General features: G+C 74.4%; 17 protein-coding genes. 9 read left to right on the forward strand and 8 right to left on the reverse strand.

All coding sequences use genetic code 11. The features are described from left to right. Positions 1–2: 2 nt before the first annotated feature. From ACFRMQ_RS01985 to ACFRMQ_RS01995, 3 genes are all read left to right on the forward strand, one after another. A complete protein-coding gene (locus ACFRMQ_RS01985) occupies positions 3–578 on the forward strand; it encodes a GNAT family N-acetyltransferase (RefSeq protein ID WP_380725853.1) in 576 nt (191 codons plus the stop codon). 248 nt (positions 579–826) lie between these two features. Beyond that, positions 827–1,288 (forward strand): hypothetical protein, encoded by a 462-nt coding sequence (locus ACFRMQ_RS01990; protein ID WP_380725855.1) that lies wholly within the window; start codon positions 827–829, stop codon positions 1,286–1,288. A gap of 119 nt (positions 1,289–1,407) precedes the next feature. After that, positions 1,408–1,863 carry a hypothetical protein gene (locus tag ACFRMQ_RS01995; RefSeq protein ID WP_380725858.1) on the forward strand — a complete coding sequence of 152 codons (456 nt, stop codon included), beginning with the start codon at positions 1,408–1,410 and terminating at the stop codon, positions 1,861–1,863. A gap of 200 nt (positions 1,864–2,063) precedes the next feature. Here ACFRMQ_RS01995 and ACFRMQ_RS02000 read toward each other — a convergent pair whose 3' ends face one another. After that, a complete protein-coding gene (locus ACFRMQ_RS02000) occupies positions 2,064–3,242 on the reverse strand; it encodes a hypothetical protein (RefSeq protein WP_380725860.1) in 1,179 nt (392 codons plus the stop codon). 358 nt (positions 3,243–3,600) lie between these two features. Then, the gene (locus ACFRMQ_RS02005) at positions 3,601–3,975 is read right to left on the reverse strand and encodes a MerR family transcriptional regulator (protein ID WP_380725862.1); all 375 of its coding nucleotides are present in this window, start codon (positions 3,973–3,975) and stop codon (positions 3,601–3,603) included. Here ACFRMQ_RS02005 and ACFRMQ_RS02010 point away from each other — a divergent pair. The 3 genes from ACFRMQ_RS02010 (at position 3,974) to ACFRMQ_RS02020 (ending at position 7,359) form a co-directional block, all read left to right on the forward strand. Beyond that, positions 3,974–5,233: an MFS transporter gene (locus ACFRMQ_RS02010; protein ID WP_380725864.1), complete on the forward strand. Its 1,260-nt coding sequence runs from the start codon at positions 3,974–3,976 to the stop codon at positions 5,231–5,233. The two genes, ACFRMQ_RS02005 and ACFRMQ_RS02010, sit on opposite strands and share 2 nt — an antisense overlap. Before the next feature lie 174 nt (positions 5,234–5,407). Then, positions 5,408–6,592: a cytochrome P450 gene (locus ACFRMQ_RS02015; protein ID WP_380725866.1), complete on the forward strand. Its 1,185-nt coding sequence runs from the start codon at positions 5,408–5,410 to the stop codon at positions 6,590–6,592. A 218-nt stretch (positions 6,593–6,810) separates the two neighbouring features. Then, entirely contained in the window at positions 6,811–7,359 is a 549-nt protein-coding gene (locus ACFRMQ_RS02020; protein ID WP_380725868.1) for a hypothetical protein, read from the forward strand. An 88-nt stretch (positions 7,360–7,447) separates the two neighbouring features. On the opposite strand, the gene ACFRMQ_RS02025 is transcribed toward ACFRMQ_RS02020, so the two are convergent. Further along, positions 7,448–7,690, reverse strand: a complete 243-nt coding sequence (locus ACFRMQ_RS02025; protein WP_380725870.1) for a hypothetical protein — start codon at positions 7,688–7,690, stop codon at positions 7,448–7,450. Between the two features lie 583 nt (positions 7,691–8,273). On the opposite strand from ACFRMQ_RS02025, the gene ACFRMQ_RS02030 reads away from it, so the two are divergent. Continuing rightward, on the forward strand, positions 8,274–8,915 hold the full coding sequence (locus ACFRMQ_RS02030; RefSeq protein WP_380725872.1) for a hypothetical protein: 642 nt from the start codon (positions 8,274–8,276) through the stop codon (positions 8,913–8,915). Positions 8,916–8,961: 46 nt separating this feature from the next. Here ACFRMQ_RS02030 and ACFRMQ_RS02035 read toward each other — a convergent pair whose 3' ends face one another. Together ACFRMQ_RS02035 and ACFRMQ_RS02040 are read right to left on the reverse strand one after the other, a co-directional pair. Further along, positions 8,962–9,975 carry a hypothetical protein gene (locus tag ACFRMQ_RS02035; RefSeq protein WP_380725874.1) on the reverse strand — a complete coding sequence of 338 codons (1,014 nt, stop codon included), beginning with the start codon at positions 9,973–9,975 and terminating at the stop codon, positions 8,962–8,964. 140 nt (positions 9,976–10,115) lie between these two features. Next, entirely contained in the window at positions 10,116–11,651 is a 1,536-nt protein-coding gene (locus tag ACFRMQ_RS02040) for an FAD-dependent monooxygenase (RefSeq protein WP_380725876.1), read from the reverse strand. A 58-nt stretch (positions 11,652–11,709) separates the two neighbouring features. Between ACFRMQ_RS02040 and ACFRMQ_RS02045 the strand changes: the two genes are divergently transcribed. Continuing rightward, positions 11,710–12,351: a TetR/AcrR family transcriptional regulator C-terminal domain-containing protein gene (locus tag ACFRMQ_RS02045; RefSeq protein WP_380725878.1), complete on the forward strand. Its 642-nt coding sequence runs from the start codon at positions 11,710–11,712 to the stop codon at positions 12,349–12,351. Between the two features lie 299 nt (positions 12,352–12,650). Next, the gene (locus ACFRMQ_RS02050; protein ID WP_380725880.1) at positions 12,651–18,317 is read left to right on the forward strand and encodes a beta-ketoacyl synthase N-terminal-like domain-containing protein; all 5,667 of its coding nucleotides are present in this window, start codon (positions 12,651–12,653) and stop codon (positions 18,315–18,317) included. A gap of 19 nt (positions 18,318–18,336) precedes the next feature. On the opposite strand, the gene ACFRMQ_RS02055 is transcribed toward ACFRMQ_RS02050, so the two are convergent. From ACFRMQ_RS02055 to ACFRMQ_RS02065, 3 genes are all read right to left on the reverse strand, one after another. Then, positions 18,337–19,710, reverse strand: a complete 1,374-nt coding sequence (locus ACFRMQ_RS02055; RefSeq protein WP_380725882.1) for a hypothetical protein — start codon at positions 19,708–19,710, stop codon at positions 18,337–18,339. A gap of 99 nt (positions 19,711–19,809) precedes the next feature. Then, positions 19,810–23,658, reverse strand: a complete 3,849-nt coding sequence (locus ACFRMQ_RS02060) for a hypothetical protein (protein ID WP_380725884.1) — start codon at positions 23,656–23,658, stop codon at positions 19,810–19,812. Beyond that, positions 23,655–26,033, reverse strand: coding sequence for a hypothetical protein (locus ACFRMQ_RS02065; protein ID WP_380725886.1), 2,379 nt, complete (start codon positions 26,031–26,033; stop codon positions 23,655–23,657). The genes ACFRMQ_RS02060 and ACFRMQ_RS02065 overlap by 4 nt, the downstream gene beginning before the upstream one ends. Position 26,034 lies beyond the last annotated feature (1 nt).

Here is a 26,034-nt window from a genome sequence, read left to right on the forward strand (position 1 = left end):
CCGTGCGCCCCATCACGGACGCCGACATCCCCACCGCGGTCGACACCCTCGGCCGCGCCTTCGCCGACTATCCCTTCACCCGGCACGTGATCGCCGCCGACGATCACGAGGCGCGGGTCAGGCGCTTCCAGGAGATCTGTCTCACCCGTATCGGCATGGCCTACGGCCGTGTGTGGGTCGCCGAGGGCGGCCTGGCCGTGGCCGCCTGGTCCGTGCCGGATCGGGACCCCTCGCCCGCCTTCGCCGAACTCGGGCCGGCGCTGGGAGAACTGGCCGGCGACCGGCAGGCCGCCTTCGAGGCGGCCGAGCGGGTCGTGGAGCCGCACCGGCCGCAGGAGCCGGTGTGGTTCCTCAGCACCGTCGGGGTCGCGCCCGAAGCACAGGGGCGCGGCCTGGGCCGGGCCGTGCTGCTGCCAGGCATCGCGGAGGCGGAGCGCGCCGGCTACCCGGCCTTCCTGGAGACCTCCAGGGAGGCCAACGTCCGCTTCTACCGGCGGCTCGGCTTCCGGGTGACGGCCGAGGTCCAGCTCCCGGACGGCGGCCCCCGCGCGTGGTGCATGCGCAGGGATCCGAGCTGAGCGGCCGGGGCCGCCCGGGACGGCTGCTCGGGGAGGCCGGGCCGGCCGGCAGGTCAAGATCATCGGTTGTCTAGACTGGCCTGATGTCCCGTCCCGAGTTCAGTATGCGAACGATGCCGAAGGCGGTGGCTGTCGGCGCCGTGGCACTGCTCCTCGCCATGGCCACGGCCTGCGGTCCCGGCGCGTCCGGAACAGCCGATACGGCCGGCACGGCTTCGTCTTCGGTGCCGGCTTCCGCGATGGAGTCGGTGAGTTCGGCCGTGCCGTCGCCGCTGCCGTCCTCCCCGCAGTCCTCGCCCGTCGAGCCGGCCTCGCCCGTCGAGCCGGCCCCGCCCGTGCCGGTCCCGCCGCCCGCACCGCAGACGGCGACCACCGCGTCGGCGACCACCAAGCCGGCTCCGCCCGCGGCGGCCGCCACACCGCGCAGGGGAGCCGGAAGCGGGACGGAGTCCGGCGCGGGCACCACGGGCGGCGACTCTCCCGGACGGCACGACGGGAGCGACTACGACAACCTCTCGGCCGCCGGGAAGGAAGCGCACGACACCGAGAACTGCGCCCAGATACCCGGGAAGAAGAAGGGCAGCTGCAACGAGCCGCACCGCAAGTGCGGGCAAGCCGGCGCCACCGCGACCTCCTCGGCGGGCATCGCCCTGACCTGCCGGACGTACGCCAAGGACGGACGACTGCGCTGGCTCGCCGCCGGGGAGTGACCCGGAGCCCGGGACGTTGCCGGCGGCGCGGCCGGTCACCGTTCGTATGCTTGTCCACGGGCGGCGGCGGCCCTTCAGGGCCCGGACGGTGCCGTACGTCGTGGAGGAGGGGGCCGGACATGCGGACGAGGCGCACTCCCTGGTCGCTCGTCTACTTCCCGACGGGCGCCGTGCTCCTGCTGGTCGCCGCCGTGATGGCGGTGGGCGTGGTGAAGGCGGCGGCCGCGGGTCAGGTGGTGAGCCCGCTCCTGGGCCTGATCCCGATCGTGCTCCTGGGCGTACCCGGTGTGCTGCTGACGTTCCGTGCGCCGGTGTTCGGCGTCTCCTACGGGTCGGCCGGGTTGAGGTACTCCGGGCTGCTCGGGGCGCGCTCCCACGCGTGGGCGGACGTCCGGGAGGTGCGGGTGGCCGTCCTGCCGGGCAGATTCCGCTCGTCCGACGTTCCGGAGCTGGTACTGGCCTCCGGTGGGACGGACCAGTTGTCGATGCTGTCGGGCCCCGGCTCGGGCCGGACCAACAAGCGGGTCGTACGGCTGGTGGCCGAGTTGGAGGCGGCGCGCGCGGCCGCGTCCTGACACCGGCGCCGGGAAGCACCCCTCCGCGGCCTCGGTGCGCTGGGAGCTCGCCCGGAGCCGCGCGTGTGCCCGGCCGCCCGGCACGCCACCCTCACCGCCGTCGACCGCGAGTAGGTCGCCCGCGAGGAGGTCGCCCGCGAGGCGGTCGCTCGCGATCCCCCGGAGCCCAGCGGTGGAAGGGTGGCGCGCCGCTGCACGGGTCAGGCGCAGGTGCCGACCGGCTGAGTACGGGTCACGAGACTGTTCGAGCCGGTGGTCGTGTCGATCCACACCACCTGCCGGGCGTCCGCGGCGGCGGGCAGCAGCTGGTCGCCGTGGTTGCAGGAGACCCGCTCGCGGTGCGCGCCGTCCGGCGAGAACTGCCACAGCTTGGCCGGGGCCCCGGGGCCCGTGGTGCCATCGACGGTCCGTGCGCTGACGGTCACCGCGTCCTCGGAGGCGGTGAGGCCGTCGATGAGCAGCGCGTCCGCGCCCGAGGCGGGGCTGAGGACGACGGGGTCCGAGCCGTCCAGGTTCGCCCGGCGCAGCGCCGTCGGCCCCGATCCCGTCCCGTCGTCCTCGATGTCCAGCCAGTAGACGTACCGGGAGGTGATGGCGGTCGGTGTGGGGAGTTTGGTGTCGGCCACCTCGGTGCGCCGGCCGGTCGTGACGTCCAGGACGGCTATCCGGCAGTGGGTGCCGGTGGCGGCGGTGTACCTGCAGTCGTCGAAGGCGATCCTGCCGTCGTGCAGGGACGGGAAGCGCGTCGAGGTCGTCTGCGGGTTCCCGCCGCCCGTGGGAGGGATGCCGACCGGGCCGCTCCCACCGATCCGCAGGTACGCCGCACGCGTCGGGCGGCTCTTGTAGCCGGCGTCGGTGTAGGTCACGGTGTTTCCCTCGACGCCCTGTGCGACGAAGGAGCAGTTGAGGCCCTGGCTGGTCACCAGCTCCTGGACCGGTCCGTCGGTGAGCGGCCGGGCCAGGAGGTAGCACGACCGGTCCTGGTAGGCCGACCACACCACGGTCTTCCCGTCGGTGACCGGACGTACGTGGCGGCGTCCGTCGTCGGGGCTGATCCGCTGGTCCCCGCCGACGCCGTCGAGGCGCCCGGCCCACACCGAGGAGGGCTCCGGGCCGTCCTCGGCCGTGGACGCGCTCCACCAGCCGCCTCCCGCACCGGCAGCGCCGACCCCGCTGCCCGTGGGGGTCGCCGCCAGGAGCACGTCGGAGTCCACGTCGGCGGCCTGCCCCGGGTCGTCGGCCTGCTCCGGGGCGGTCGCGGTCGTGTGCCCGGCTGAGACCGTGTGCCCGGATAAGGCCCGCTGCGCGCCGCCGGGGGGCGCGGCCGCCGCTCCCGCGGGCGTCGCCGGAACGACGACTGCGGCGATGCCGATCAGCACCGCCGCGCTCTTCGTCCAGCCCCGCCTCGTGGACGCTGTCCGGATGACCGTTCGAACTTCGGCTCGTGGCACAGCCATGTCTCCCTCTGTGAAGATGCCGCACGGAAGCACCCATGCAACCGGCACATGCTCTTCCGTGGCAACGGAGCGGTCGCTTCGTAGGCGTTTTCCGGGCATGGCCGCCGGGTTGCGTGGGGCGCGGCGGCCGGCAGCGCGAGGCAGGAGTTCGCGGTCGTCGTCCTCGTAGGGGGAGAAGCTCCGGTTCTCCGGCTGATCAGACCGAAATCGGCGTTCGGTCCCGCCGTTCGGGGCCGGGCGGCGGTGAGTACGGGGGGCGCCGGGCGCGGGCCGCCGGGGGTCAGGGCGTGGCCGGCGGGGGTGGTTCGACGGGGGTGGCGAGCCAGGAGGTGAGGGCCTGTTCGGTGCGCTGGAGTTGTTCGCGTCGCTCCTGGATCTCGGCGAGGCGCCGGGTCAGGCGGGCTCGGGTGACGTCGCAGCACCTGCGGTCGTCGTCGGGGTCGGGTCGCAGGCAGGGGAGCATCAGGGCGACGTCGTTGGCGGTGAAGCCGGAGTCGAGGAGGGCCCTGATCTGTTGGGCCCGCTCGACGTCCTCCGGGGTGTAGTCGCGGTACCCGGCCCGGCTGCGTTCGGGGATGAGCAGGCCCGTCGCCTCGTAGTGGCGCAGCCGGTGGGCGGGGACGCCGACCCGGGCGGCGGCATCGGCGATCCGCATGGTGCTCCTTCGGGGGCTTGACCTTCATACCAGTGTGAAGGTTGATGCTTCGGGCATGCAACGTTCGTCTTCGAAGATTTCTGTCCTGGTGCTGGCCTGTGCCTTGTTCGTGGTCACGACCAGTGAGTTCCAGGTCTCCGCGATGCTGGGGGCGATGTCCCGTGATCTCGGTGTCCCGGTCGGGGACCTCGGTCTGCTGGTGACTGCCTATTCGTTGGGGATGGGTCTGGGTGGGCCGGTTGTCGCGTGGTGTCTGCGCGGGGTGGGTGTGCGTGCCGGTCTGGTGCTGGTCCTGGGCTGTTACGCGGTGGTCGAGGCGATGGCCGGGGTGGCGGGGGAGGAGGGGGCGCTGCTGGTGCTGCGCGTGGTCACCGGGGCGCTGTCGGGCGCGGCGTTCGGGATGGCGCTGTCCGCCGCCATGGGGTTGGGTTCCGTGGGCGAGCGGGCCCGGGGTTCGGCGGTGGTGCTGGGCGGGCTGATGGCCGGGACGCTGTTCGGGCTGCCGCTGAGTCACCTGCTCGCCTCGACGCTCGGCTGGCGGGCCTCGTTCTTCCTGCTCGCCGTGGGTGCCGCGGTGATGGCCCTCGCGGTGTTCGTCTGCCTGCCGGAGTCCGTGGCGGGGCACGACGGGCCGCCGTCGTCGGGTGAGCTGCGCGACGGCCGGCTGTGGCTGTGCTATCTGAGCAGTTTCCTGACGATCGGTGGGGTGTTCGCGGCGTTCGCGTTCATCGATCCGATCCTGCGCGGTGCCGGCCTGGGTTCCGGGCGGAGCACGCTGACGATGCTCGGCTTCGGTGGCGCGGCCTTCCTCGTCAACCGGTGGGGCGGCCGGGTGCGGGCCGGGGCGGCCCGGCCGTGGCTGCTGGCGGGGCTCGTCGTCCAGCTCGCGGCGCTGCTGGTCCTGGTCCTCGCGCCCGGGAGGCCGCTGCCGGTGGTCGTGGCGGTGGTGCTCCTCGGCGGGACCGGCATCGCGCTGAACCCGCTGCTGGTCAACCGGGTGGTGGCGGTGGCCGACCCCGGTGTGCTGGTGAACACCGTGCACACTTCCGCCATCACCCTCGGGGTAGCGGCCGCGACGACGTTGGGAAGCCGGGCGATCACCGCCGGGGGCGGCGACCTGCGCGGCACCCTGCTGATCGGGGTCGGTTTCACCGTCGCGGCGCTCGTGCTCGTCGCCGTGGGGGATGCCGGGGCTCGGCACCCGGGGCGGGGCCGGGCCGTCGCGGCGGGCTGTCGGCCATCGGGGCGGGGGGTCTGATCGGGGAACCGGATCGGACCGGATCGGACCGGATCGGACCGGTGTGGTCGTCCGGCCGGTCCGGTCCGGCTGATGGGTCCGGGGAGGCGCGCAAGAAGTGGGGATGCTCCCCCGGTTTGGTATAGTCGAGCCATCACCGGGGAGTACTCCCCGTTTCTCGGGAGGGGAAAGCGCATGCCGGCTCCGACGCTTCAGGAACTGTCGCCTGAGGGCCTCGACGTCACCGTCGACCCGTACCCCGCCTACGCGGCACTCCGCGAGAAGGGACCGGTCCACCGGATACTCGTTCCGGGCTCCGGCGAAGCATGGCTGGTCGTCACCCGTGACGAAGTCCGCGCCGCCCTCACCGATCCACGGCTGAGCAACGACATCCGGCACTCCTCCTCGTGGACCGACGACGGCGGCCACGCCCTCGGGGTCAACATGCTCCAGACCGACCCGCCCCAGCACACCCGGCTGCGCGACCTGGTCGCCGGGAAGTTCACGGCCGGCCGGATCCGGGCGCTGCGTCCCCGCATCCAGGAGATCGCGGACGGTCTGCTCGACGCGCTGCCCGACACCGGCTCCGCCGACCTCGTCGCCTCCTACGCGCTGCCGCTGCCGATGACCGTCATCTGCGAGCTGCTCGGCGTGCCGACGGCGGACCGCGCGAGCTACCGCGCCTGGTCCACCGAACTGGTCGCGCCCAGCTCCCCGCAGGCCGCCGGCGCGGCGGTCGCCGCGATGACCGGCCACCTCACCGCCCTCATCGAGGAACGCCGGGCCGCCCCGCGCGAGGACCTGCTCAGCGCGCTCGCCACCCCGACCGCCGACGGGCTCTGCGCCGAGGAACTGCTCGGGATGGCCTTCCTCCTCCTCGTCGCGGGACACGAGACCACCGTGAACCTCGTCTCGGGAGCGGTCCTGGCCCTGCTCACCCACCCCGAGCAGCTCACCGCCCTGCGCGCCGATCCCGGCCTCGTCGACAACGCGATCGAGGAGACCCTCCGCCACGACGGCCCGGTGGGGGCCGCGGCCTTCCGCTTCGCCGCCGAACCGGTACGGATCGGCGACACCACCATCCCGGCGGGCGACAGCGTCCTCGTCTCCCTGGCCGCGGCCTCACGCGACCCGCGCCACTTCCCTGACCCGGACCGCTTCGACATCCACCGCAAGCCGGCCGGCCACCTGGCCTTCGGCCACGGCATCCACCACTGCCTCGGCGCTCCGCTCGCCCGGGTCGAAGCCGCCATCGCCCTGCGCGCCCTGATCGATCGTCGCCCCCACCTCGCCCTCGACGCCGACCCGGCGGACCTCGTGTGGCGGCCGAGCACCCTGCTGAGGGGGCTGACGTGCCTGCCGGTGCGGTTCCGGGCGTGACCGAAGAACCCTGGGGGTCGAGGAGCTCGCCCGACCCGTTCCTCGCATCCCCGGCGCGCCGCCGCGCGGGACCGACCGCGAGGCCCGTATCCCGACTCGTTCCGGAACGACCGGTGAGGGCGGGACGGGCCCGGGGCCGGGTCGGGCGGACGCCGGTTCACCTCAGAAGTGTCGTGAACATGTGGACAAGGGTGCGCGGCACTCGTATCCTCCCCGGCATGACAGCGTTCCGAATGCGCAGGATCGCCACAACTCTCGCTCTCTTGCTGGGAGTTGTCGGTGCACTGGTGGCGTCTCCGGCGTCCGCCGCCGCAGCGGACCCCCGGATCACCTACTCCGTCGACAAGCCCGTCGTCCGGCCGGGGGAGACCTTCACCGTCTCGATGGCCCTGCGCAACACCGAGACCACGGGCGTCGTGTTCGCCTACCAGTACATCGAGGCCAACTACCCGCTGAACACCTGGTCCGGGATCATCGAGGTCATCGACTGCGGCGGTGACATCGCGGACTGCTCCCACACGGCGAAGAGCGCCACCTTCCACCCCCGTGTCCCGATCGCCCCCGGCGACAGCCGTACTGTGACGCTGACCGTCCGGGCCCTCCCGGCCACGGGGACATCCCCCGCCCCGGGCGTGACCCAACCGGTCAACTGGAACCCGTACTACTACTACGAGTACGACTACACCCCCGGCAAGCCCTCCCCCTACCAGCACGGCGGCGGGCCCCTCAACTGGCCTTCCCCCGCGGGCAACGAGATCCTGTACTGACGCGGGAACCCGCCCACCCGACCCCACCACGAGGCGGCCACCCGCCGCCCCGCCGGCTATGGCCGACGGGGCCGGGCGGGTGCGTCGGTCAGCCGCGGTCCTGGGTGCGGCGGTTGGCCGCCGTGACGGGGCAGCCGTGGTCCCGGCGGTGGTCCGCAGCCCCGGCGGTGGTCCGTCGACTGGTCGTCGGCCGGGTCCAGGCTCGGCGCCGCCCTGCCCGGCTCCCCCTCCCGGCCACGAGAACCCGTTCCCGCAGGTCCCGTGCCTCGTCGAGCACGCCCACCACCCGGCCGAACTCGCCGCCGCCGACCCCGAGATCGCTGGCCTCCACCGCCCCCACGGGCTCCACCCCGCCCCGGGCGGGCTCCTGCGGTGGGCCGACTCCGTGCGGGCCGACCGGTTCTCCTGGCTGACGGAAGGGCTCGGACCCGAACCGGTGGCCGGTCATCGCCCGCAACGAGGACGGCGACAGCCTGGCGCGTTTCGACGGTTCCACCGCCGAGTTCGTCCTCCGGCTCCTCACCGACCACCGGCCCTCTTCTCGGTCGCCGAGCGCATCGATCGCCCCGACTTCGAGCCGTACGAGCCCGGTGGACCCGACGACTCCTTCGACGACCGCCGACCACCCGGCCCGGTACGGCACGGACGCTTCCCACGGCGCCGGGCTCCTACGGCTCCGCCTGCCGGACCGGCCGGTCGTGGGCGCGATCCCGTCCGCCCGGCGACTTTGAACGGGTCCCCCTCGCCGTCCGTCCGAGTGATGACTCGTGTCGTGGAAGCGGGCTGGGGCTACCCTGACGCGCGAGTGCGCGAGGGTTCGGCCACGATCCCTTCTCGCGGATGCGGAGGCTCCTGTGGCTGCCGGACGGAATGCTGTTCGTGTGGGGCGGCTGGCGCAGGTGGCCGCGCCGGTCGTGCTGCTGGTGCTGGCAACCGGGTGCGGTGGTGGCGGTGGCTCGTCCTCCGGCACGGCGCCCGCGACGCCCGCGACGACCCCGCCGACTGCACCGACTGCACCGACTGCACCGACCTCGCCGACCGGCTCGAATCCGAGTCCGAAGTCGATCGCCTCGCTCTTCCCGGGCAGCAAGGGCGGCACGGTGGTGACCAAGGCGAAACTCCCCGCCACTCCGCTCGGCGGGCAGACCACCGAGACCGTGGTGCTCGCCGGACCTCTCAACACCCCCGACGGCGGCTCCACCAAGCTCTCCACCGCCGGCACGACGATCGGCGCCGTGCATCTGCCGGCAGGAAGCTTCTCGGTGGCCGACAACCCGTGTACCGGAAGGACTCTTCAGCCCGGGGACACCTGCGCCATCACGGTCGCGTTCGCTCCGACGACCGTCGGCACGCACTCGGCCGAACTCACCGTCGACACCTCGGCGGCCGACACGGAGTACCGCACAGAGTTGATCGGTGAGGGGGTGGAGTCGAACTCATCGTCGCCGTCCCCTTCGGAGAGTTCGCTCACGCCCGGGATCACGTCTCCGGCGGCGTCGCCCTCAGCGGCTTCTCCCTCGCTCGCGTCGCCCACGGCTGGGGCGAGCAAGAGCTGAGCCGAGCAAGAGCTGAGGCGACCGGGAGCTGAGGCGACCGACGACCTCAGCCGAGCGTCTCGATGCGGATGTCGTTGTCGTCCCGGAGGACCACGGTCACGTCCTTGGGCTGGCGGCGGTCGTAGGAGACGAGGTAGTAGCGGGCGGTGGACTTGGCGAGCAGGATGAACCCCCGGTACTGGTAGCGGTACGGCCCGCCCGAATCGCCGAGGTCCGTGAAGTAGATGCCGCTGGCATCGTGGGTGATGAGGGAACGGGAGTAGATCAGGACGCTGACCCGTCCCGCGAATCCGGCCTCCGAGTCGCGAGCGGCCTGGTCGTCCCCGGCTTCGTCCGCGTAGCGGGCCAGGGAGAAGAACAGGCTCATCGTCAGCAGCCCGATGAGCGCCGCGCCGGCGAGCGCCGGGATCCGCCCTCCGGCCGGCGGACCGCCCCGCTCCCGGAGGCCGACCCGGTGGAGGCGCAGCGCGAACAGGGCCAGCGTGGCGCCGAGCGCCACCACCAGCGGGGGAACGACCGTGCGCGGCCAGCCGGCCTCCAGCAGTGACAGGACGCCGTGGGTCCACCAGGGCGGCTGGGTGAAGACGAAGAATCCCAGCAGGAGCAGCAGGCCGCCGGCGAGTCCGAACACGGCGGCGGTCCGCTGCCGCAGCGGCTTCTCCCGTGGGCGCGCCAGCCAGTGTTCGACCAGGGCGAAGAACGCCAGGACGAGGAGCAGGCACCACAGCAGGATCCACAGGGGGAGGAACAGGGCGGTGGGGCTGACGGCCAGGTAGCTCTCACGCGACAGTTCCAGGTCGCTCGTCGGGACGCCGAGGTGGAGGTAGTACGACGCCGTGTAGGTCCTGCCGATGTAGTACAGCAGGCCCACGATGACCGATCCCGGGGCCACGACGTAGGCGGCCTTCTCCAGGAACGCCCTGGTCCGGTCGTCCTGCGGCTTCGCGGTGGGTTCGGCGGCGGCCTCGGTGCCGTCGGTAGCGCGGGCGGTCCTGGCGCGCGCCGTCGGCCGGTGGATTCGGCGAGCCGCGCCCCTGGCGCGAGGGGGACGCTCGGTCACCGGTCGTCCAGTTCCATGCCCCCACAACGAGACACCTCGCGCTTCGGTCACGGACGGTCCGGCGCCGGTGCGGGGGCCACGCGCGGGTCGGCGCGGGGGCCGGCGCGGGGCTTCCCGGACCGGCGACGCCCTCCGGGCACCTACCGGCGGGCGAGTGTCGCCGTGACCGCGGTGCGGGCGGCGTCGCGGGGGTCGGCGGCGGTGGAGAGCCAGGCGAGGTGGCCGTCGGGGCGCACGAGGGCGGCGGTGACGCCGGACCAGGTGGGGCGGGTGTCGGCCGGAGGCGCGGTGTGGACGTCGAGGCCGGGCGTCACGTCGTGGGCCAGTGGGGCGAGCGGTGACGGGGTGTCGGGGGCGGTGGTCAGGTCGAGCAGGACGTAGCGGCCGCGGCGCAGCAGGGGGAGCAGGGTGCCGCCGCCGTGGACGGGGAGGTCGGGGGCGTGGGTCCCGGTGAGCGGGTGGGTGCTGCGTGGTTCGTCGGACGTCGCGGTGGCCGGGTAGGCGGTCGCGAGGCCGGCGGAGCGCTGGGCCAGGGCGTCGGAGAACTCCGGCACGCCGCCGATGAGTTCGCCCAGCAGGTCGCGCAGGGCCAGGGCCTCCGGGGTGTAGCTGGTCATCAGGCCGGTCTGCGCGCTGGTGCTGCGCAGCAGTTCGGCGCCGACCGGGTGGCGTTCGGTGTGGTAGCTGTCGAGCAGGCCGTCGGGGGCGGTGCCGGCGAGGGTCTGGGCGAGCTTCCAGCCGAGGTTGCCGGCGTCCTGGAGACCGACGTTGAGGCCGGGTCCGCCGGCCGGGAAGTGGGTGTGGGCGGCGTCGCCGGCGAGCAGGACCCGGGCGTGGCGGTAGTGCTCGGCCTGGCGGGAGGCGTTGCCGAAGACGGAGATCCAGCGCGGGTCGCGCATGCCGAGGTCGGTGCCGGTGATCCGCCGTACCCGGGTGCGGAGTTCCTCGATGGTGGGGGTCGCGGGCGGCTCCTGGACGCTGTCCGGGTCGTTGCCGACGACCCGGTGGAGGCCGTCGGGCAGCGGGAAGACCATGACGACGCCGTGCTCGTTGGAGGTGGAGTGCGCGACGGGCGGTGCGTCGAGCGTGACGTCGGCCATCCAGGCCCACCGGGTGGCGGCCGTGCCGGGGAAGCCGATGCCCGCGGCGGTGCGTACGGTGCTGCGGCTGCCGTCGCAGCCGACCAGGTAGGCGGCGCGCAGTCGCCGGGGCCCGGCGGGGGTGTCGACCTCGACGGTCACGGCGTCGGGGTGCTGGGTCAGGCCGGTCACCCGGTGTTCGCGCAGCAGGCGGACGCCGACGTCCTCGGCGTGGGCGGCGATGAGTTCCTCGGTGCGGACCTGCGGCAGGACGAGGGTGAACGGGTAGGGCGTGTCGAGCCGGGAGAAGTCCATCCGGGTGGTGAGCGCGGCGAAGTGTCCGCTGGGCACCCGTAGTCCTTCGGCGAGGAAGGGGGCCACCAGTCCCCGGGCGGCGAGGAGTTCGAGGGTGCGTGGGTGGACGGTGAGGGCGCGGGAGTGCGGGTCGGGTGCGGCGCGGGTCTCCAGCACGGTCACGTCGACGCCGTGGAGGCGCAGTTCGCGGGCGAGCCAGAGTCCGACCGGTCCGCCTCCGGAGATGAGGACGCCGTGCTCCGTGTCGGGTGGGGCCGTGGTGGTGCGCGTTCCTGTGGGCATGACGAAGCTCCCCTTCTTGGTCACTGACCAATAGTGATGCCTCCAGTAGACTAGGTCAGTGACCAAGAAGCAACCTCCGGCCGCCCTGCGGCCCCGGCTCGACCCGGCCGCCGTGGTGCGCGCGGCGCTCGAACTGCTCGACGAGAAGGGCGCCGACGCCGTCTCCCTGCGCGGCACGGCCGAACGCCTCGGCGTGCGGATGAACACCGTGCTGTGGCACGCCAAGACCAAGGCCCGGCTGCTGGAGCTGATGGCCGAGGCGATCGTCGCCGAGGTCACGCTCACCGGCCTGCCCGCCGCCCCGGACGAGCGCGTGCGCGAACTGGCCCGCCGCTACCGCCGCGGCATGCTCGCCCACCGCGACGGCGCGGCCGTCGTCGCCGGCACCTACGCCGCCGAACCCGCCACCCTCGCCTTCGCCGAGCACGTCGTGGCGGCCCTGCTCGACGCCGGACTCGACGAACGCCGGGCCGCCTGGACGTTCTGGAGCATCCAGTACCTGGCGCTCGGCCTGACACAGGAGGAACAGGCCCTCACCGCCTCCGGCGAGGAGCACACCCTCGGCCCCGCGCTCGCCGCCGGGAGCTACCCCGCCCTCGACCGGGTGGTGCCGCACCTGGAGGACACGGCGTTCGACGAGCGCTTCGAGTTCGGCCTCGACCAGCTGCTGCGGCCCCTCGGGCCGGCCGGCGGGGCGTGACGAGGGGGCGGAGAGGAAGGGCCCTGGCGTACGCGACCGGCTGACGCGCCGTCGGCACCGGCGGCCCCCGTCGGCCGTCGATCAGGGCCGGAAGGCGAACGAGGGCCCGGGCATCAGGGCGCGCACGGCACGGGCGGCGGGTGCGGGAGGGCGAGGGAGGCGGCCGTCGAGGCCCCCGCCGCCGGGGCCGGCGCTCGCACCCGCACCCGCGCTGGCGATTGCGCTCGCGCACCCGTACGGGCCGGGAGTGTCAGAGGCGTGTGTTAAGACTTCGTACACCGACCCGCGGGAGGTGCGACGTGCACGAGCTGATCCTCCGTCATGCTGCCGACATCGAAGGCAAGATCGCCTTCTCCGATGCCGGCGGCGCGGTGAGCTACGGCGAACTCGCCCGCCGCACGGCACTGCTGGCCGGCGATCTCCGGGTCGAGCGCGGCGGCCGGGTGGCGCTGTGCCTGTCCAACGGGGTGCCGGCCGTCGTGGCCACCCTCGGGGTCTGCCGCGCGGCCGCCGTCGGTGTCCTGCTCGATCCGCGCGGCACCGACGAGGACCTCCGCTTCCGGCTGGAGGACAGCGGCGCCGGGCTGGTGGTCACCGACCGCGAGCACCTGGCCCGGCTCCGGCGGGTGGCCGGGGTCCGTGTGGTGACCGTGGACGAGCTGCTCGCGCCGTCCCCCGCGCGGCCACGGGACGACCTGGGACCCGACGAGCCCGCCTGGATCCACTACACCTCGGGGACCAGCGGGGACCCGAAGGGCGTGCTCTCCACCCAGGAGGCGTGGCTGCGGTCGGCCGATCGCGCCTACCGGGGGCTGCTGGGCGTGTCCGGTGAGGACCACCTGCTGTGGCCGCTGCCGCTGTTCCACGCGTTCGGGCACTCGCTGTGCGTGGTGGGCGTCCTGGCGCTGGGGGCGAGCGCCCACGTGATGGAGGGCTTCACCGCCGACCGGGCGGCCGCTCTGCTGCGCCGCACGCCCTTCACCGCGCTGGGCGGCGTGCCGACGGTCTTCACCCAGCTCCTGGACGCCGGGGCGCCGCTGCCACCGCTCTGCCTGTCCGCCGGGGCCCCGCTGCCGCGGGAGCTGCGGGCGCGGTTCCGCCGCGCGGTCGGCCATGACCTGCACGACGGCTACGGGAGCACGGAGGCGTCCGGCAAGATCGCCGTCGACGGGGTCGTGCTGCCCGGGATCGACACCCGGTTCGTGCGCGGCGAGATCCGGCTGAGGATGCCCGGCTCCGACCGCTGGCACGCCACCGGGGACCTCGGTCACGAGGAGGACGGCCGGCTGGTGGTGATCGGGAGGGCCGGCGAGGTGATCATCCGGGGCGGGGAGAACATCCACCCGGCCGAGATCGAACAGGTGCTGGCCGGCCGCCCGGGCGTCCGGGAGGCGGCGGTGGCGGGCGAGAGCGACGCGCTGCTCGGCGAGGTGCCGGTCGCCTACGTCGTCGGGGACGCGGATCCGGCGGCGCTGCTGGCCCACTGCCGCCGCCGGCTGCCGGCGCACCGGATGCCGGAGTCCGTCCGCCCCGTCAGCCGGATTCCGCAGACCTCCTCGGGCAAGCCGCTCCGGCGGCGGCTGCGCTTCCAGTACCTGCTCGACCTGGTCCGGAGGGCCGCGGAGGGGATCACCGGCCGGCGGCCCGAGGCGGACCAGCCCTTCGCCGAAGCCGGTCTGGACTCGCTCGGCGCCGTCCGGCTGGGGGAGCGCCTCGGCGCGGACCTGGGCGTCACGCTGCCGCCGTCCCTGGTGTACGACCACCCCACGCCCCAGGCGCTGGCCGACCACCTCGCGGGCGGGGCCGCCGACGCGCCGGCGCCCGCCCGCAAGGCCACCGAGCCGGTCGCGATCGTCGGCATGGCCTGCCGCTACCCCGGGGGGATCGACGGCCCCGAGGACCTGTGGCGGGTGGTCGCCGCCGGCCAGGACACGATCACCGGATTCCCCACCGACCGGGGCTGGCCCCTGGACGAGCTGTACCACCCCGACCCGGACCACGCCGGCACCAGCTACGTGACGCGCGGCGGTTTCCTCACCGGCGCGGCCGACTTCGACGCGGCGTTCTTCCGGATGTCGCCGCGCGAGGCCCTGGCCACCGACCCCCAGCAGCGGCTGCTGCTGGAGACGGCCTGGGAGGCGGCCGAGCGGGCGGGCATCGCGCCCGAGTCACTGCGGGGCAGCAACACCGGGGTGTTCGTCGGGCTGATGTACGACGACTACGGCGGCCGCTTCCGGGGCACCGCGCACCCGCTCCAGGCCCAGATCGCCCTGGGATCGGCGGGCAGTGTGGCTTCGGGGCGGATCGCCCACAGTCTGGGGCTGCACGGGCCGGCGCTCACCCTGGACACGGCCTGCTCCTCCTCACTGGTCGCCATGCACCTCGCGGCGGACGCCCTGCGGGCCGGCCAGTGCGACCTGGCCCTGGCCGGGGGCGCGACCGTCATGGCGACACCGGACAGCTTCGTGGTGTTCAGCCGGCAGCGCGGCCTGGCCCCGGACGGACGGGTGAAGCCGTTCTCCGCGGCCGCCGACGGCACCGTCTGGTCGGAAGGGGTGGGGCTGCTGGTCCTGGAGCGGGTGTCCGACGCGCTGCGCAACGGCCACCCGATCCTGGCCCTGCTGCGCGGTTCCGCCGTCAACCAGGACGGGGCGTCCAACGGTCTGACGGCGCCCAGCGGCCCCGCCCAGGCGGCCGTGATCCAGCGGGCGCTGGCCGACGCCGGGCTGACCGGCGCCGACGTGGACGTGGTCGAGGCCCACGGGACGGGCACCGCCCTGGGAGACCCGATCGAGGCGGCGGCCCTGCTCGCCACGTACGGTCAGGACCGGTCGGACCCGGTCCTGGTCGGCACCGTCAAGTCCAACCTCGGGCACACCCAGGCGGCCGCCGGGGTCGCGGGCGTGATCAAGGCCGTGATGGCGATGCGGCACCGCACCGTGCCCGCCACGCTGCACGTCGACGAGCCCACCCCGCACGTCGACTGGTCCGCCGGCGCGGTCCGCCTGGTCACCGAGCCGACACCCTGGCCCACACCCCCCTCCTCGCGCCACCGCCCACGTCGGGCCGGGGTGTCGGCCTTCGGGATCTCCGGGACCAACGCGCACGTGATCGTCGAGGAGTACGAGGAGTACGGGGAGTACGAGGGGCACGGGGAGGCCGACGAGCACGAGCGGTCGGCTGCGGCGGCGCCCCGGCCGCGCGGCACCCGCGCCTTCCAGCGACGGCGCTACTGGCTCGACCGCGCCGCCGAGCACCCGCTGATCGAGTCGACCGTCGTCGTGCCCGGCTCCGGGGAGGTGGTGTGCACCGCCGACCTCACCCCCGCGTGGCTGCTCGACCACGTCGTCGACGGAACGGCGATCGTGCCCGCCACCGCGATCCTGGAACTGGTCCTGTACGCGGGGGAGCGGGCCGGCCGCGACACCGTCGACGAACTGGTGCTGTACGCGCCGATGCACCTGCCGCGGACCCGGCGTGCCGAGATCGTGGTCCGCAGGGACGTCGACGGCGTGCGGCCGTTCGAGGTGCACGCCGGCGGAGTCCTGTGCGCCGGCGGCCGGCTGGGCTCCCGCCCCGCGCCGAGGGTGGACACCGGCGCGTGGCCCCCGCCGGACGCCGAGGAGGTCGAGGTCGGACACGCCGACTACGGGCCGGCGTTCCGCGGGCTCACCCGGATGTGGCGCCGCGGCGAGGAGCTCTTCGGCGAGGTGCGCGGGGACTTCCCGGACGCGGGGCGGTTCGCGCTCCACCCCGCCCTGTTCGACGCGGCACTGCACCCGGCGCGGCTGCTCGGCGGCGGAGTGCCGTTCGCCCTGTGCGGAGTGCGCGTGCTGGCACGGGGCGCCACCGGGCTGAGGGTGCGCATCGGCGCGGGGCGGGTCGCCGTCACCGACCAGGCGGGCCGTCCGGTGGCGTGCGTCGAATCACTGACGGTGCGGCCCATGGGCGGTGGCCGGGGCGCGCTGTTCCGCCCGGAGTGGCGCCGGACTCCGGGCCGGCCGCGCGGCCACGTCCACGAGGTGCTGCCGGGCGACGCGCCCGCCGCGCTCGCGCTCGCGCTGTGGGAGTTGCAGGCCGGCCACGAGCACCTCACCGTCCTGGTACGGCCGGGGGACCTCGCCGGAGCGGCGGTCTCCGGGCTGGTCCGGGTCGCGCAGCGGGAGCACCCCGGCCGGTTCACCCTCGCCGAACTCGGCGACGGGCGGACGGAGATCGTGTCCGAGCACGCGGACCTGGTCCCGGTCCCGGTGCCGGTCCCGCGAGGGCCGGGCGGGCCGGGCGGGCCGGGCGGCGCCTTCGGCCGGCGCGGGACGGTCCTGATCACCGGCGGCGGCGCGCTGGGCCGGGCCGTCGCCGACCACCTGCGGGCCAGGGGCGCGCGCGTCGTGGTCGCCGGCCGCAGCGCTGAGACACGGCTGGACGTCACCGACCGGGAGGCGCTGGCCGCGCTGGTCGACTCGATCGAGGACCTGCGGGCCGTCGTGCACACCGCCGGGGTGCTCGACGACGGAGTGCTCACGGCGATGACCCCGGCGCGGCTGGAGACGGTGTGGCGTCCCAAGGCCGAAGCGGCCTGGCAGCTCCACGAGTTGACGGCGCACCGGGAGCTGGACGCCTTCGTGCTGTTCTCCTCGGCGGCCGGGGTGCTCGGCCACGCCGGACAGGCCAACTACGCGGCGGCCAACAGCTACCTGGACGAACTCGCCCGCCATCGGCGGAGATCGGGGCTCCCAGCGCTCTCCCTGGCCTGGGGCCCCTGGACGGTCGGGATGATGGCCGGCCGGACGGTCACCAACGGCCTGGCGCCCCTCACACCCGCCGAGGGCGTGGCCCTGCTGGAGGCGGCGCTGGGCACCGACGAGCCGGTCCTGGTGCCGATCGCGTTCGACCGCCCGCCCCGGCCGGAACCCAATTGGCCGGAACCGCGGCGGACATCGGAACCACGGCGGACATCGGAACCGCAGGGCACGCCGGAACCGACAGCGCTGGTACCGACGGCGCCCGAACCAGCCACACCGGCCGCCACGCTGGAGCTGGTGTGTGCCGAGGTCGCCGCCGTGCTGAGCTACCCGGACGTGCACCCGGACACCCCGATCCTCGACCTCGGTTTCGACTCGCTGACATCGATCGAGCTGCGCAACCGGCTGGAGGCGCGGATGGGCCTGCGGCTGCCCGCCACGGTGGTGTTCGACGCCGCCACCCCCAGGGCCCTCGCCGAGCAGCTGCGTCCGGCGCCCGCCCCGGGGACGCTCACGTTCCTCCACCACCGGCTGTGCGAGCTGGGCCGGCACCGGGAGGCCATGCACCTGCTCGTCTCCGCGTCCTGGGCGCTGCCGTCGGCGGCCACGTTTCCGCCGACCACTCCGCAGAGACTCGGCGGCGAGGGGCGAAGCGGTGAGGAGCCCGGCGGGGAAGGCCCGGCCATCGTCTGCTTCCCCGCCTTCGCCTCACCCCCTGGTGAGTACGGCCCGCTCGCCCGGCACCTGCCGGACCTGTGGGTGCTCCCGCACCCGGGCTACGACGGCGGGCCCGTCCCGGAGGACGTGGTGGCCCTGGTCCGGGCCCACGCCGCCGCGATCCGGCAGCTCGGCCGGCCGGTGGTGCTGCTGGGCCGCTCCAGCGGCGGCCTGGTCGCCCAGGCCGTCGCGGAACACGTCGGCGCCGAGGCGGTGGTGCTGGTGGACACCCACCCCGTCCGGGACGAGGAGCGGCTCACCGAACTGGCGGTCCGCGGCGCGCTGCGCCTCGACGAGCCCGGTCTCGCGGCGATGGGCGCCTACGTCCGCCTCTTCCTGGACCGGGAGGAGGAGACGGCCGTCCCCACCCTGCGCCTGCGGGCCGGTGAGGTACCGGGCGACCACCACTCGATCCTCGACGAGCACGCGGCCACGACGGCGGCGGCGATCCGGGAGTGGCTCTCCCGGACGCCGTCCCTGCCGTCCTCGCCGCCCCCGCCCCGGTGAGTGCCGCCCTCGGCCGCCGTCAGCCGCCGCGGTGGATGCGCCAGTTCGACTGCGCCACCGGGCCGCCCGGCGTCCACACGAACGGGATCCGGCGGTCGCCGTCGTGCTTGTAGTCGCTGGCGTAGAGGTACCCGCCGTAGTACTCGTTGTTGAGCCCGACGACGTCCTGGTCGGAGAGCACTCCGTAGCCCTTGATCTTGATGTCCCCCGACACGTCCAGCTGCACGCCCGAGATCAGCTCGGTGTTGCTGTTGATGATGAGCGCTCCGCCGTACGGGCCGCGCAGTTCGCGGATCCGGACGTAGTTGTCACTGACCGCGTTGACCTGGCCGTTGGCGTTCAGGCTGCTGTTGGCGTTCAGGTCACCGTCGGCGTTCAGGGTGCCGCTGACCCGCAGGTCGCTGTTGGCGTACACGGTGCTCCCGACGCTCAGGTAGCTGTCCGTGGTGATGTTGCTCCGCACGGAGGCGCTGCCGCTGACCGACAGGCTGCTCCCGACACTGGCCGAGCCGTTCACCGTCAGGTAGTTCACCGTCGCGGTCCCGGCCACGTCCAGCCCGGACTGGCCGGATATCTCCCCTTGGACGGTCAGCGCGGCCAGCACCGGGTTCTTCACACTGAGGGCGAGCGTGGCGTACTGGTAGACCGGCTTGAAGGAGTCGCCCTCGGGGGTCGACGACATCGAGGCCTCCACCGTGAAGGTGGTGTCCATGGTGAGGTGGTCGGCGCTGGGCGAGCAGAAGGTCTCGGCGCCCTCGTGGACGATGTTGCCCTCGCCGTCGTACACCCGGAACCACGCGCCGTTGCTCTCCCAGGAGAGGTGGACGGACTCGCCCCGGGTGAACACCGTCTTCGGGGCGGTGGCACTGGCGCTGCCGCGGGCGAGGAAGGTGTGGAGGTAGAAGACGGGGCCGGTGACGGGCAGGGGCAGGACGAACGTCTCGTGGCTGTAGTTCCTGCGGCCGGGCGTGGCGGCGGAGTACTCGGTGACGTAGCAGTTCATCGTGCCCGCGCTGGTGCTGAGGCTGCCGGTGATGCCGAAGTCCAGGGTGCCCTCGACCTGGTCGTACTCCTCGCCCGGGGACGTGAGGGTGGCCCGCCAGTACTCGGCCTTGCCCTTCCCGCCGATCTCGTCCGCGGACACGGCCACCAGGGACGCCACGTTCCATCGGTCGGAGCCGGTGGAGATGTGCGGTTTGGAAGCGAAGTAGGCGCCGCCGCTCTCCGCGTCCTTCGGGATGCTCAGCAGGATCTTGTCGCAGTACACGGTGTTCTTGCCGGCGCTGACGGCCAGGTTGACCCGGCCCTGGGTCTCGGTCCCGGGGGTGCTCGCCTGGAGCGGGGCCGGGCTGGTGGAGGGGCGGTAGGTGAGCAGCGGGGGCTGGTCGGACACGGCGGGGCCTCCTGGGGGTGGGTGCGGGTGACGGGTGACTGCCCGGAGCCGGTTCAGGATTCGGGCTGGTTCAGGACTCGGGCCGGGGCAGGACTCGGATCAGGACTCGGGCCGGGGCTGGTGCTCGGACTCGGCCTCGGGCTCGGTGAGGAGCCGGAGCAGGCCGTCCTGGAGCGTCGGGGGACGGTCCGGGAACCGCGCGTTCACCTGTGCCGGGGTCAGGTCGTACGACGTCCAGTGGCCGTCTGGCGGCGGCCCGGGGCGCAGCCAGGACCAGGTGCCGTGCCGGGTGCCGGGCCGGGGGAACGGGATCGCCCCGTCCTCGCCGCCGCCCAGGACGGGCCCGAACCGGAACTGGGCCTGGAGGCGGCGCAGCGCCCCGTCGACGTGCGGTGGCTGGACGGTCACGGCGACGGTGGGGGTGATGCCGGTGACGGCGTGGACGCTCGCGCGCGGGTCGACGAGCAGGAGCAGCCGGGTGGGCGCGGGATCGCCGAAGGTCAGGTTCAGGTAGTTGGCGCCGCGCGTCGGGTCCGGGAGGGCGCCGGGCGTGCCGGGCGCGCCGAGCGGCCCGATCGGGCTGATGAGGTCCTGGCCGCCGTCGGGGGCGGTGACGCTGTCGAAGCGTTCGTAGTCGTAGCCTCCGCCGGGAGCGGTCCGGAAGAAGCCGATGAGGCCGTCGTCGCGGGCGGCCTGGTCGCCGAGGCGGACGGCGAACGGGTCGGAGGTGAAAGCGGGGGCCGGCGGGTCGAGGGTGGCGGCCCAGCCGGGGTCGGTCAGGGGCGGCCCGTCCAGGGTCAGCCGGAGCCGGGCGTGGACGAGGGCCAGCGGTCGTCCGACGAGGGCGGAGAGCGTCTGGTCGGTGCGGCGTCCGAGCGGGTCGGTGGTCCACAGGGTGGAGTCGACGGCGTCCAGGAAGGCGGTGAGGTTGGCCTCGGTGGCCAGGCGCCGGGAGCGCAGCAGGCCGGCGAGGTCGGGGGCGAGGGCCTCGACCTGGGCGAGGGTGGTGACGGTGCCGTCGGGCGGGGGCTCCCACTGGCCGGTGCGGGTGCCGGTGCCGTCGGTGAGCAGCCGGTAGGTGCCCAGGAAGCGGCCCGCCGGGTCGTACAGCAGGAGGCTGCGGTCGAGGTGGTCGGGCAGCAGCCAGCCGGTGACGGGGCTGGGGTCGGCGGCGGTCTCCACGACCCTGGTGCCGGTGGCGGCGTCCAGCAGGTCGAAGTCGAGCCGGGCGGGCTGGAGGGGGCGCGGGGGCAGTTGGGCGACGGCGGCGACGGTCGGGGCGAGCGAGGATTCGGTGGTCAGCGCGGTGTCGACGATCAGCGGGAAGCTGCGGTACTCGTGCAGGCCGCCCTGCCGGAGGTCGGGGCTGACGACGTCGAGGACGCGGCCGAACTTGTCGTAGAGGAAGAGTTCCAGGACGTGGATCTGGCCCTGGCGGGTCTCGTGGAAGTCGGTGCTCTCGCCGCCGGGGAGGTAGGGGACGTTGGTGACCCGGCCCCGGTAGCGGGCGGGCAGGGCGTCCTCGGTGTCGGCGTCGGGGTAGCCGGCCAGGCCCGCGACCTGCGGGAAGTCCTCGTCGCCGGTGGTGGGGCGGCGGAAGGCGCGGGTGTCGCGGGCGGCGAGGCGGTCGTTGAAGCCGGTCAGTTCCTGGGCGAGGATGCCCCAGTCGCCGATGGCGGAGAGCCAGTCGGCGAGCTGTCCGCGCTGGGCGGTGGAGCCGTGCCGGGAGACGAACTCGTTCAGCCGCGAGGCGAACAGGGCGCGGGGGTGCGGGCCGAGGGCGGAGATGCCGGTGACGGTGACCGGGTCCCCGTCGAGGCGGGCGCCCGGGGTGTAGCGGTAGTCGGTGCCGTCGAAGGCCCAGCAGTCGTGGCCGTCGACGGAGTGGGGGATGTGCCGGTAGGAGACGTTCCACTCCATGAACAGCGGTTCCCAGGGCTGGCTCCAGGGGGCCAGGCCGAGTGCGGGCAGGGTGCCGGTGTAGTCGGTGGGGCGGTGGGCGGTGAGCGCGGTGGTGAGGTCGGCCGCCGTCAGGCCGGTGGCGGCGGCGAGGGCGGGGGCGTTGCCCGGGTCCAGCAGGTAGTACTCGGTGAGCAGCGTGGCGATCTCGCCCGGCAGGGCGCCGAGCCCCGGCAGGGTGGGCAGTCCGCCTTGTCCCGGGGTGGCGGTGACGGCCCGGCCCCTGACGGAGAGGGCGCTGACCGGTGGGGTCGGGGTGTGGTCGGCGAGCGGGCGCACGGGTACCGGTTCGTCGGGGACGACGGCGTCGGCCGGGGGGCGGATGCCCGAGACGCTCACCACCGGGTTGGCGCTGCGCCAGTACGCGGGCCGGGGCACGGCCTTGAGGGTGGCGCCGCCGGTGAGGCCCTTGGCCCGGGCGAAGGCGGCGATTCCGGCCTGGAGTGCCTCCTGGGCGGTGGCGTGCCGGGTGGACGGGTCCGGCTGGGGTACCAGGGCGGCGAGCGCGCGTGCCTGGGCGCTTTTCTCGCGCAGGGTGTGGGCGAGGGAGCCGGGCCGGGTGGGGTCCAGTTCCGCCTGGATGTCGTCCTGGTCGGGGGCGTCCCAGGGCGGCGGTGGGGGGATGAACTCCAGGACGCCGTTCTTGAACCAGAGGGAGTTGAGCCGCCACTGGAGGGCGTGTACCTCGCCGAGCAGTGTGTCGAGCCGGTTCTGGTCGTCGTTGAGGGTGGTGAGCCAGGCGGGCGGTGTGAAGGACACCGCGGTGGTGTCGTCGGATGCCGGGTCGGGCGCGGGGTCGGATGCCGGGTCGGCCGGCGGCGGTGTCACCGTCCATCGGTATCCGCCGGAGGAGGGCCCGAACGAGGCGGCGTGGACGGCGCGCCGCACGCGTTCGTCGCCGCCCTTCTCGTCGGCGACGGCGAGCAGGTCGTGCAGGAACGCCCGGAGCAGTTGCAGGTCCGCGGCGGCGGGCCGGGCGCCGGTGGCCTGGAGCGCGTGTCCGGCGAGCGCGGTGAAGGCGTCCTCGGTGGTGGCGCCGAGGCTGACGTTGAGGGTCCGGTTGTTCCGGACGGTCTGCAGCGGGTCGGGGGAGGGGATGGCGGCGTTGCCGGCCGGGTCCCAGGGCACGGTCAGGGCCAGGCCCTGGTAGAGGCTGCGGACGGCGGGCGGGACGGCCGCGTCCTGGGCCGGGTCGCCGGTGAGCCTTGGGTCCCGCCAGTCCAGCCGGCCGAGCAGGTCGGGGTAGGAGGTGCCGGGCGGGAGGGTGGCGAGGATGTCGGCGGCCGGGTCGGAGTACCAGCCGACGACCTGGTAGCCGAGGGTGTCCGCGGCGGTGACGTCGGCGAGGTCGTCGAGGAAGGAGAAGACGTTGGTGTTGTGCGGGACGTAGGTGGTGAAGTGCTGGTCGCCCGCGCCCATGGCGGTGAGGAACAGCGGGTCGCTCGCGGCCCGTTCGGTCCAGGGGGTGCCGTCGGTGAGGGGGAAGGCGAGCCCGAGCAGGACCTGGGGGGCGGGGTCGGTGCGGGCGCCGCGGTACGGGTCCCGGCTGGAGCGCCAGGCGTTCAGGGTGGCGTCGGTGACCAGGTGGGGGCTGGAGTGTTCGAGGGGGTGGCCCTGCCGCAGGGCGTAGGCGGTGTGCGGGCAGTCGCTCTCGATCACCCAGGCCCTGACCCGCCGGGTGGCGGCGCCGCTGAAGCGGGTGACGAGCCAGCGGTTGGGCACCAGCGGGTAGCGGACCTCGCCGGTCGCCGGGTCCTGCACGCCGTGGCGCAGGCCCCGGGGGAGCGTCCAGTGCAGGTGGACGCCGGTCTGCCGGAACTGGGGGTCGTCGCTCTGCCGGTCGCCCTCGTCGGGTTCGGGGCTGATGAAGTCGTCCAGGGCCTGGTAGTTCTGCCGCCAGGTCCGGAAGCCGTCGCGGCGCAGCAGGGCCGGGTTGACGACGAGCGCGTCGAGTCCGACGGGCACGACGAGGGCGGGGCGGGTACTCATCGTCGGTCTCCTCCGGTCGCGGGGAAGCGGTCCCCGTCGGGGCCGTCGAAGCGGATCGCCTCCGGCACCTTGACCAGTTGCAGGGCGAGGTCGGCGGGGCCGAGTCCGCCGATGCTCGTGCCGTGGGCGGTGTCCAGGGCGGTGGCCAGCGCGGGCACCAGAGCGGTGAGGTCGAGGACCCGTACGGCGGGGTCGGCGTTCGGGCGCAGGTGGCGCAGGACGTCGAAGGTGATGTCCGGGCCGAGCTGTTCGCCCAGCGGCAGCCGTGGTCCGGCGTCCGGCAGCAGGCTGCGCAGTGGGATCAGCCCGTCGTCCTCGACGCCGAAGCGGAACCCTTCTTGGGGTTCGGCGAGTTCGACGGTGGCGGGTACCCCGTTGAACAGGCACAGCAGCACGTTCGGGGAGAGGTGGTCCATCCGCAGCGCCGGCAGTGGGGCGCCGGCCGCGTCGACGGCGCGGACGGCGAGGTGGGGCCAGCCGGAGACCAGCGCGGAGCGCAGCAGCAGTCCGCAGACCGGGCCGAGGGTGGCGTCCGGGTCGGCGGGTTCGGCGTCGCGCTGCCGGTCGCGGTGGCGGGCCGCGGCCCGTGCGGCCTCGGCCCGGACGGCGGCGGCCACCAGCGCGTCCTGGAGGGTGTCCCGGCTCGACTGGGCGCCGATCCCCAGCGCCCCGCCGACGAGCGCGTCCAGCCAGTTGGGGTCGGTGTGGAAGAAGCGCAGGGACTCGGGCGGCAGCATCCGGGCGTCCGGTACGAGGTGGGTGAACGGCACCGGGGTGAGCAGCAGCAGCTGCCCCAGCCAGTCGGCGACCGGGGCGAGCCGGGCGGCGAGGCCGTCGTCGGCCTCCAGGGCCTCGGTGACGGCCGCGCGGGCGGCGTCGGAGCGCAGGAAGGCGTCCAGGTCGGCGCTCGGGTCGCTCGGCGCGGGTGCGGGGGCGGGCGGTGACCAGGGGTCGCCGGAGTGGGCGGGGGGCGTGCCGAGGGCGGTGAGCAGCGGCCCGTCCAGCAGCGTGCCGAAGGCCGCCCGGGCGGTGCGCGGCCCTTCGTCTCCGTCGGGTGGGAGATGGGTGCTGGTCCGCCGGTGGTAGAGGGTGTCGGCCAGTTCGTGGGTGGCGCGTTTGAACGCGGTCAGCTGCTGTACGTACGCCGCGTCGGCGAGGGCGAGCGCCCGCCCGGTCTCGAACGCGATGGCGAGCGACACGTCGAAGCTGCCCCAGGCGGGGTCGTAGCCGAGGAGGGCGTCCGCGCCGGTGGCCGTCGCGACCCGGTCGACGGGCTGGGGCGGTACGGGGGTGAGCGGCCCGCGGTACCAGCCGAAGGTGCGTTCGCCGGAGCGGGTCAGGTACGGCAGCGGCACGTGGCCGTCGCCGATCCGCCGGGCGATCTGCCGCCGGGCGGGCGCGGTGGCGTCGGTGTCCTGGTACGGGGAGGGCAGGCGCAGCCACATCTCCTCGCGGGTGGCCGTCCGTGAGCCGTCCGGGGTCCGGGTTCGGGTGAGCCCTTCGGCGAGGTCGCGGAAGTGCGCCTTGCCGTCCGGCTCGGCCCAGAACGACCAGGCGCACAGCGACAGCAGGGCGACGGAGGCGCGGCCCTGGAAGTCCGGGTCGGGTCCGAGGAGCGGCTCGTGGCCCTCCAGGGACACCAGGTGGACGATGTTCTTGGTGCGGGCCTCCGGTGGTGAGCCGGGCGGGCCGGCGGCGGGGAAGCGGTTGGCGACGACGACGGAGAACAGCCCGTCCTCCTGGAGGCCGAGGAGGGGCCGGTCCCCGGTGTTGGCGCCGCGGCAGTGCGCGAGGTACGGCAGCTCCGCCAGTCGGGGCACGACCGCCGGGAACACGGACGCGGGGATCCGGATGACCTGGCAGGGGTCGTCCGGCCCGATGTCGGACTCCCGGCGCAGCGCGGGCTTGAGCACGGCGGGGTCGGCGGCGAGGAAGGCGCCGACGGTGGTGGACTCCGTCCGGTTCGGGGAGGTGTCGCCGCCGAGGAGCTGGTCGTCGGTCAGGACGAGCAGCGCCAGCCACGGGGTGGCGCGCCCGGCCCCGCGCAGCGGCCGCTCCCAGGGCAGCAGCGGGTCCGCGAGCACCAGGTGGGGCAGCACGTCGGCGAACCGCCCGGCGGAGGTGTCCGGCGGCTGCTCGGCGACGACGGCGGTGGTGGCGTCGATCGCCACCTGGGGTGCGCGCACGGTGAACCGCTGCACGGCCCGGAACGGCCCGCCGACGGTCCTCGCGCCCGCGTCGGTGCCGGTGCGCAGGGTGTGGGTGGCCTCGATCCGGTAGTTCCCGGCGGGCAGGGCGGGCAGGTAGTGGTCGTGCAGTTCGATGTCCCCGAGGGGGATGGTGTCGCGGGCGGGGTGCGGCGGGCTCGCGCTCACG

Source organism: Kitasatospora sp. NPDC056783, assembly GCF_042789895.1.
Classification (GTDB): Bacteria; Actinomycetota; Actinomycetes; order Streptomycetales; family Streptomycetaceae; genus Kitasatospora.

Coding starts and splice junctions, on each gene's coding strand:
- ACFRMQ_RS01995 (WP_380725858.1), top strand. CDS start 1,408: ATGCGGACGAGGCGCACTCCCTGGTCGCTCGTCTACTTCCCGACGGGC.
- ACFRMQ_RS02010 (WP_380725864.1), top strand. CDS start 3,974: ATGGTGCTCCTTCGGGGGCTTGACCTTCATACCAGTGTGAAGGTTGAT.
- ACFRMQ_RS02005 (WP_380725862.1), bottom strand. CDS start 3,975: ATGCGGATCGCCGATGCCGCCGCCCGGGTCGGCGTCCCCGCCCACCGG.
- ACFRMQ_RS02015 (WP_380725866.1), top strand. CDS start 5,408: ATGCCGGCTCCGACGCTTCAGGAACTGTCGCCTGAGGGCCTCGACGTC.
- ACFRMQ_RS02020 (WP_380725868.1), top strand. CDS start 6,811: ATGACAGCGTTCCGAATGCGCAGGATCGCCACAACTCTCGCTCTCTTG.
- ACFRMQ_RS02040 (WP_380725876.1), bottom strand. CDS start 11,651: ATGCCCACAGGAACGCGCACCACCACGGCCCCACCCGACACGGAGCAC.
- ACFRMQ_RS02060 (WP_380725884.1), bottom strand. CDS start 23,658: ATGAGTACCCGCCCCGCCCTCGTCGTGCCCGTCGGACTCGACGCGCTC.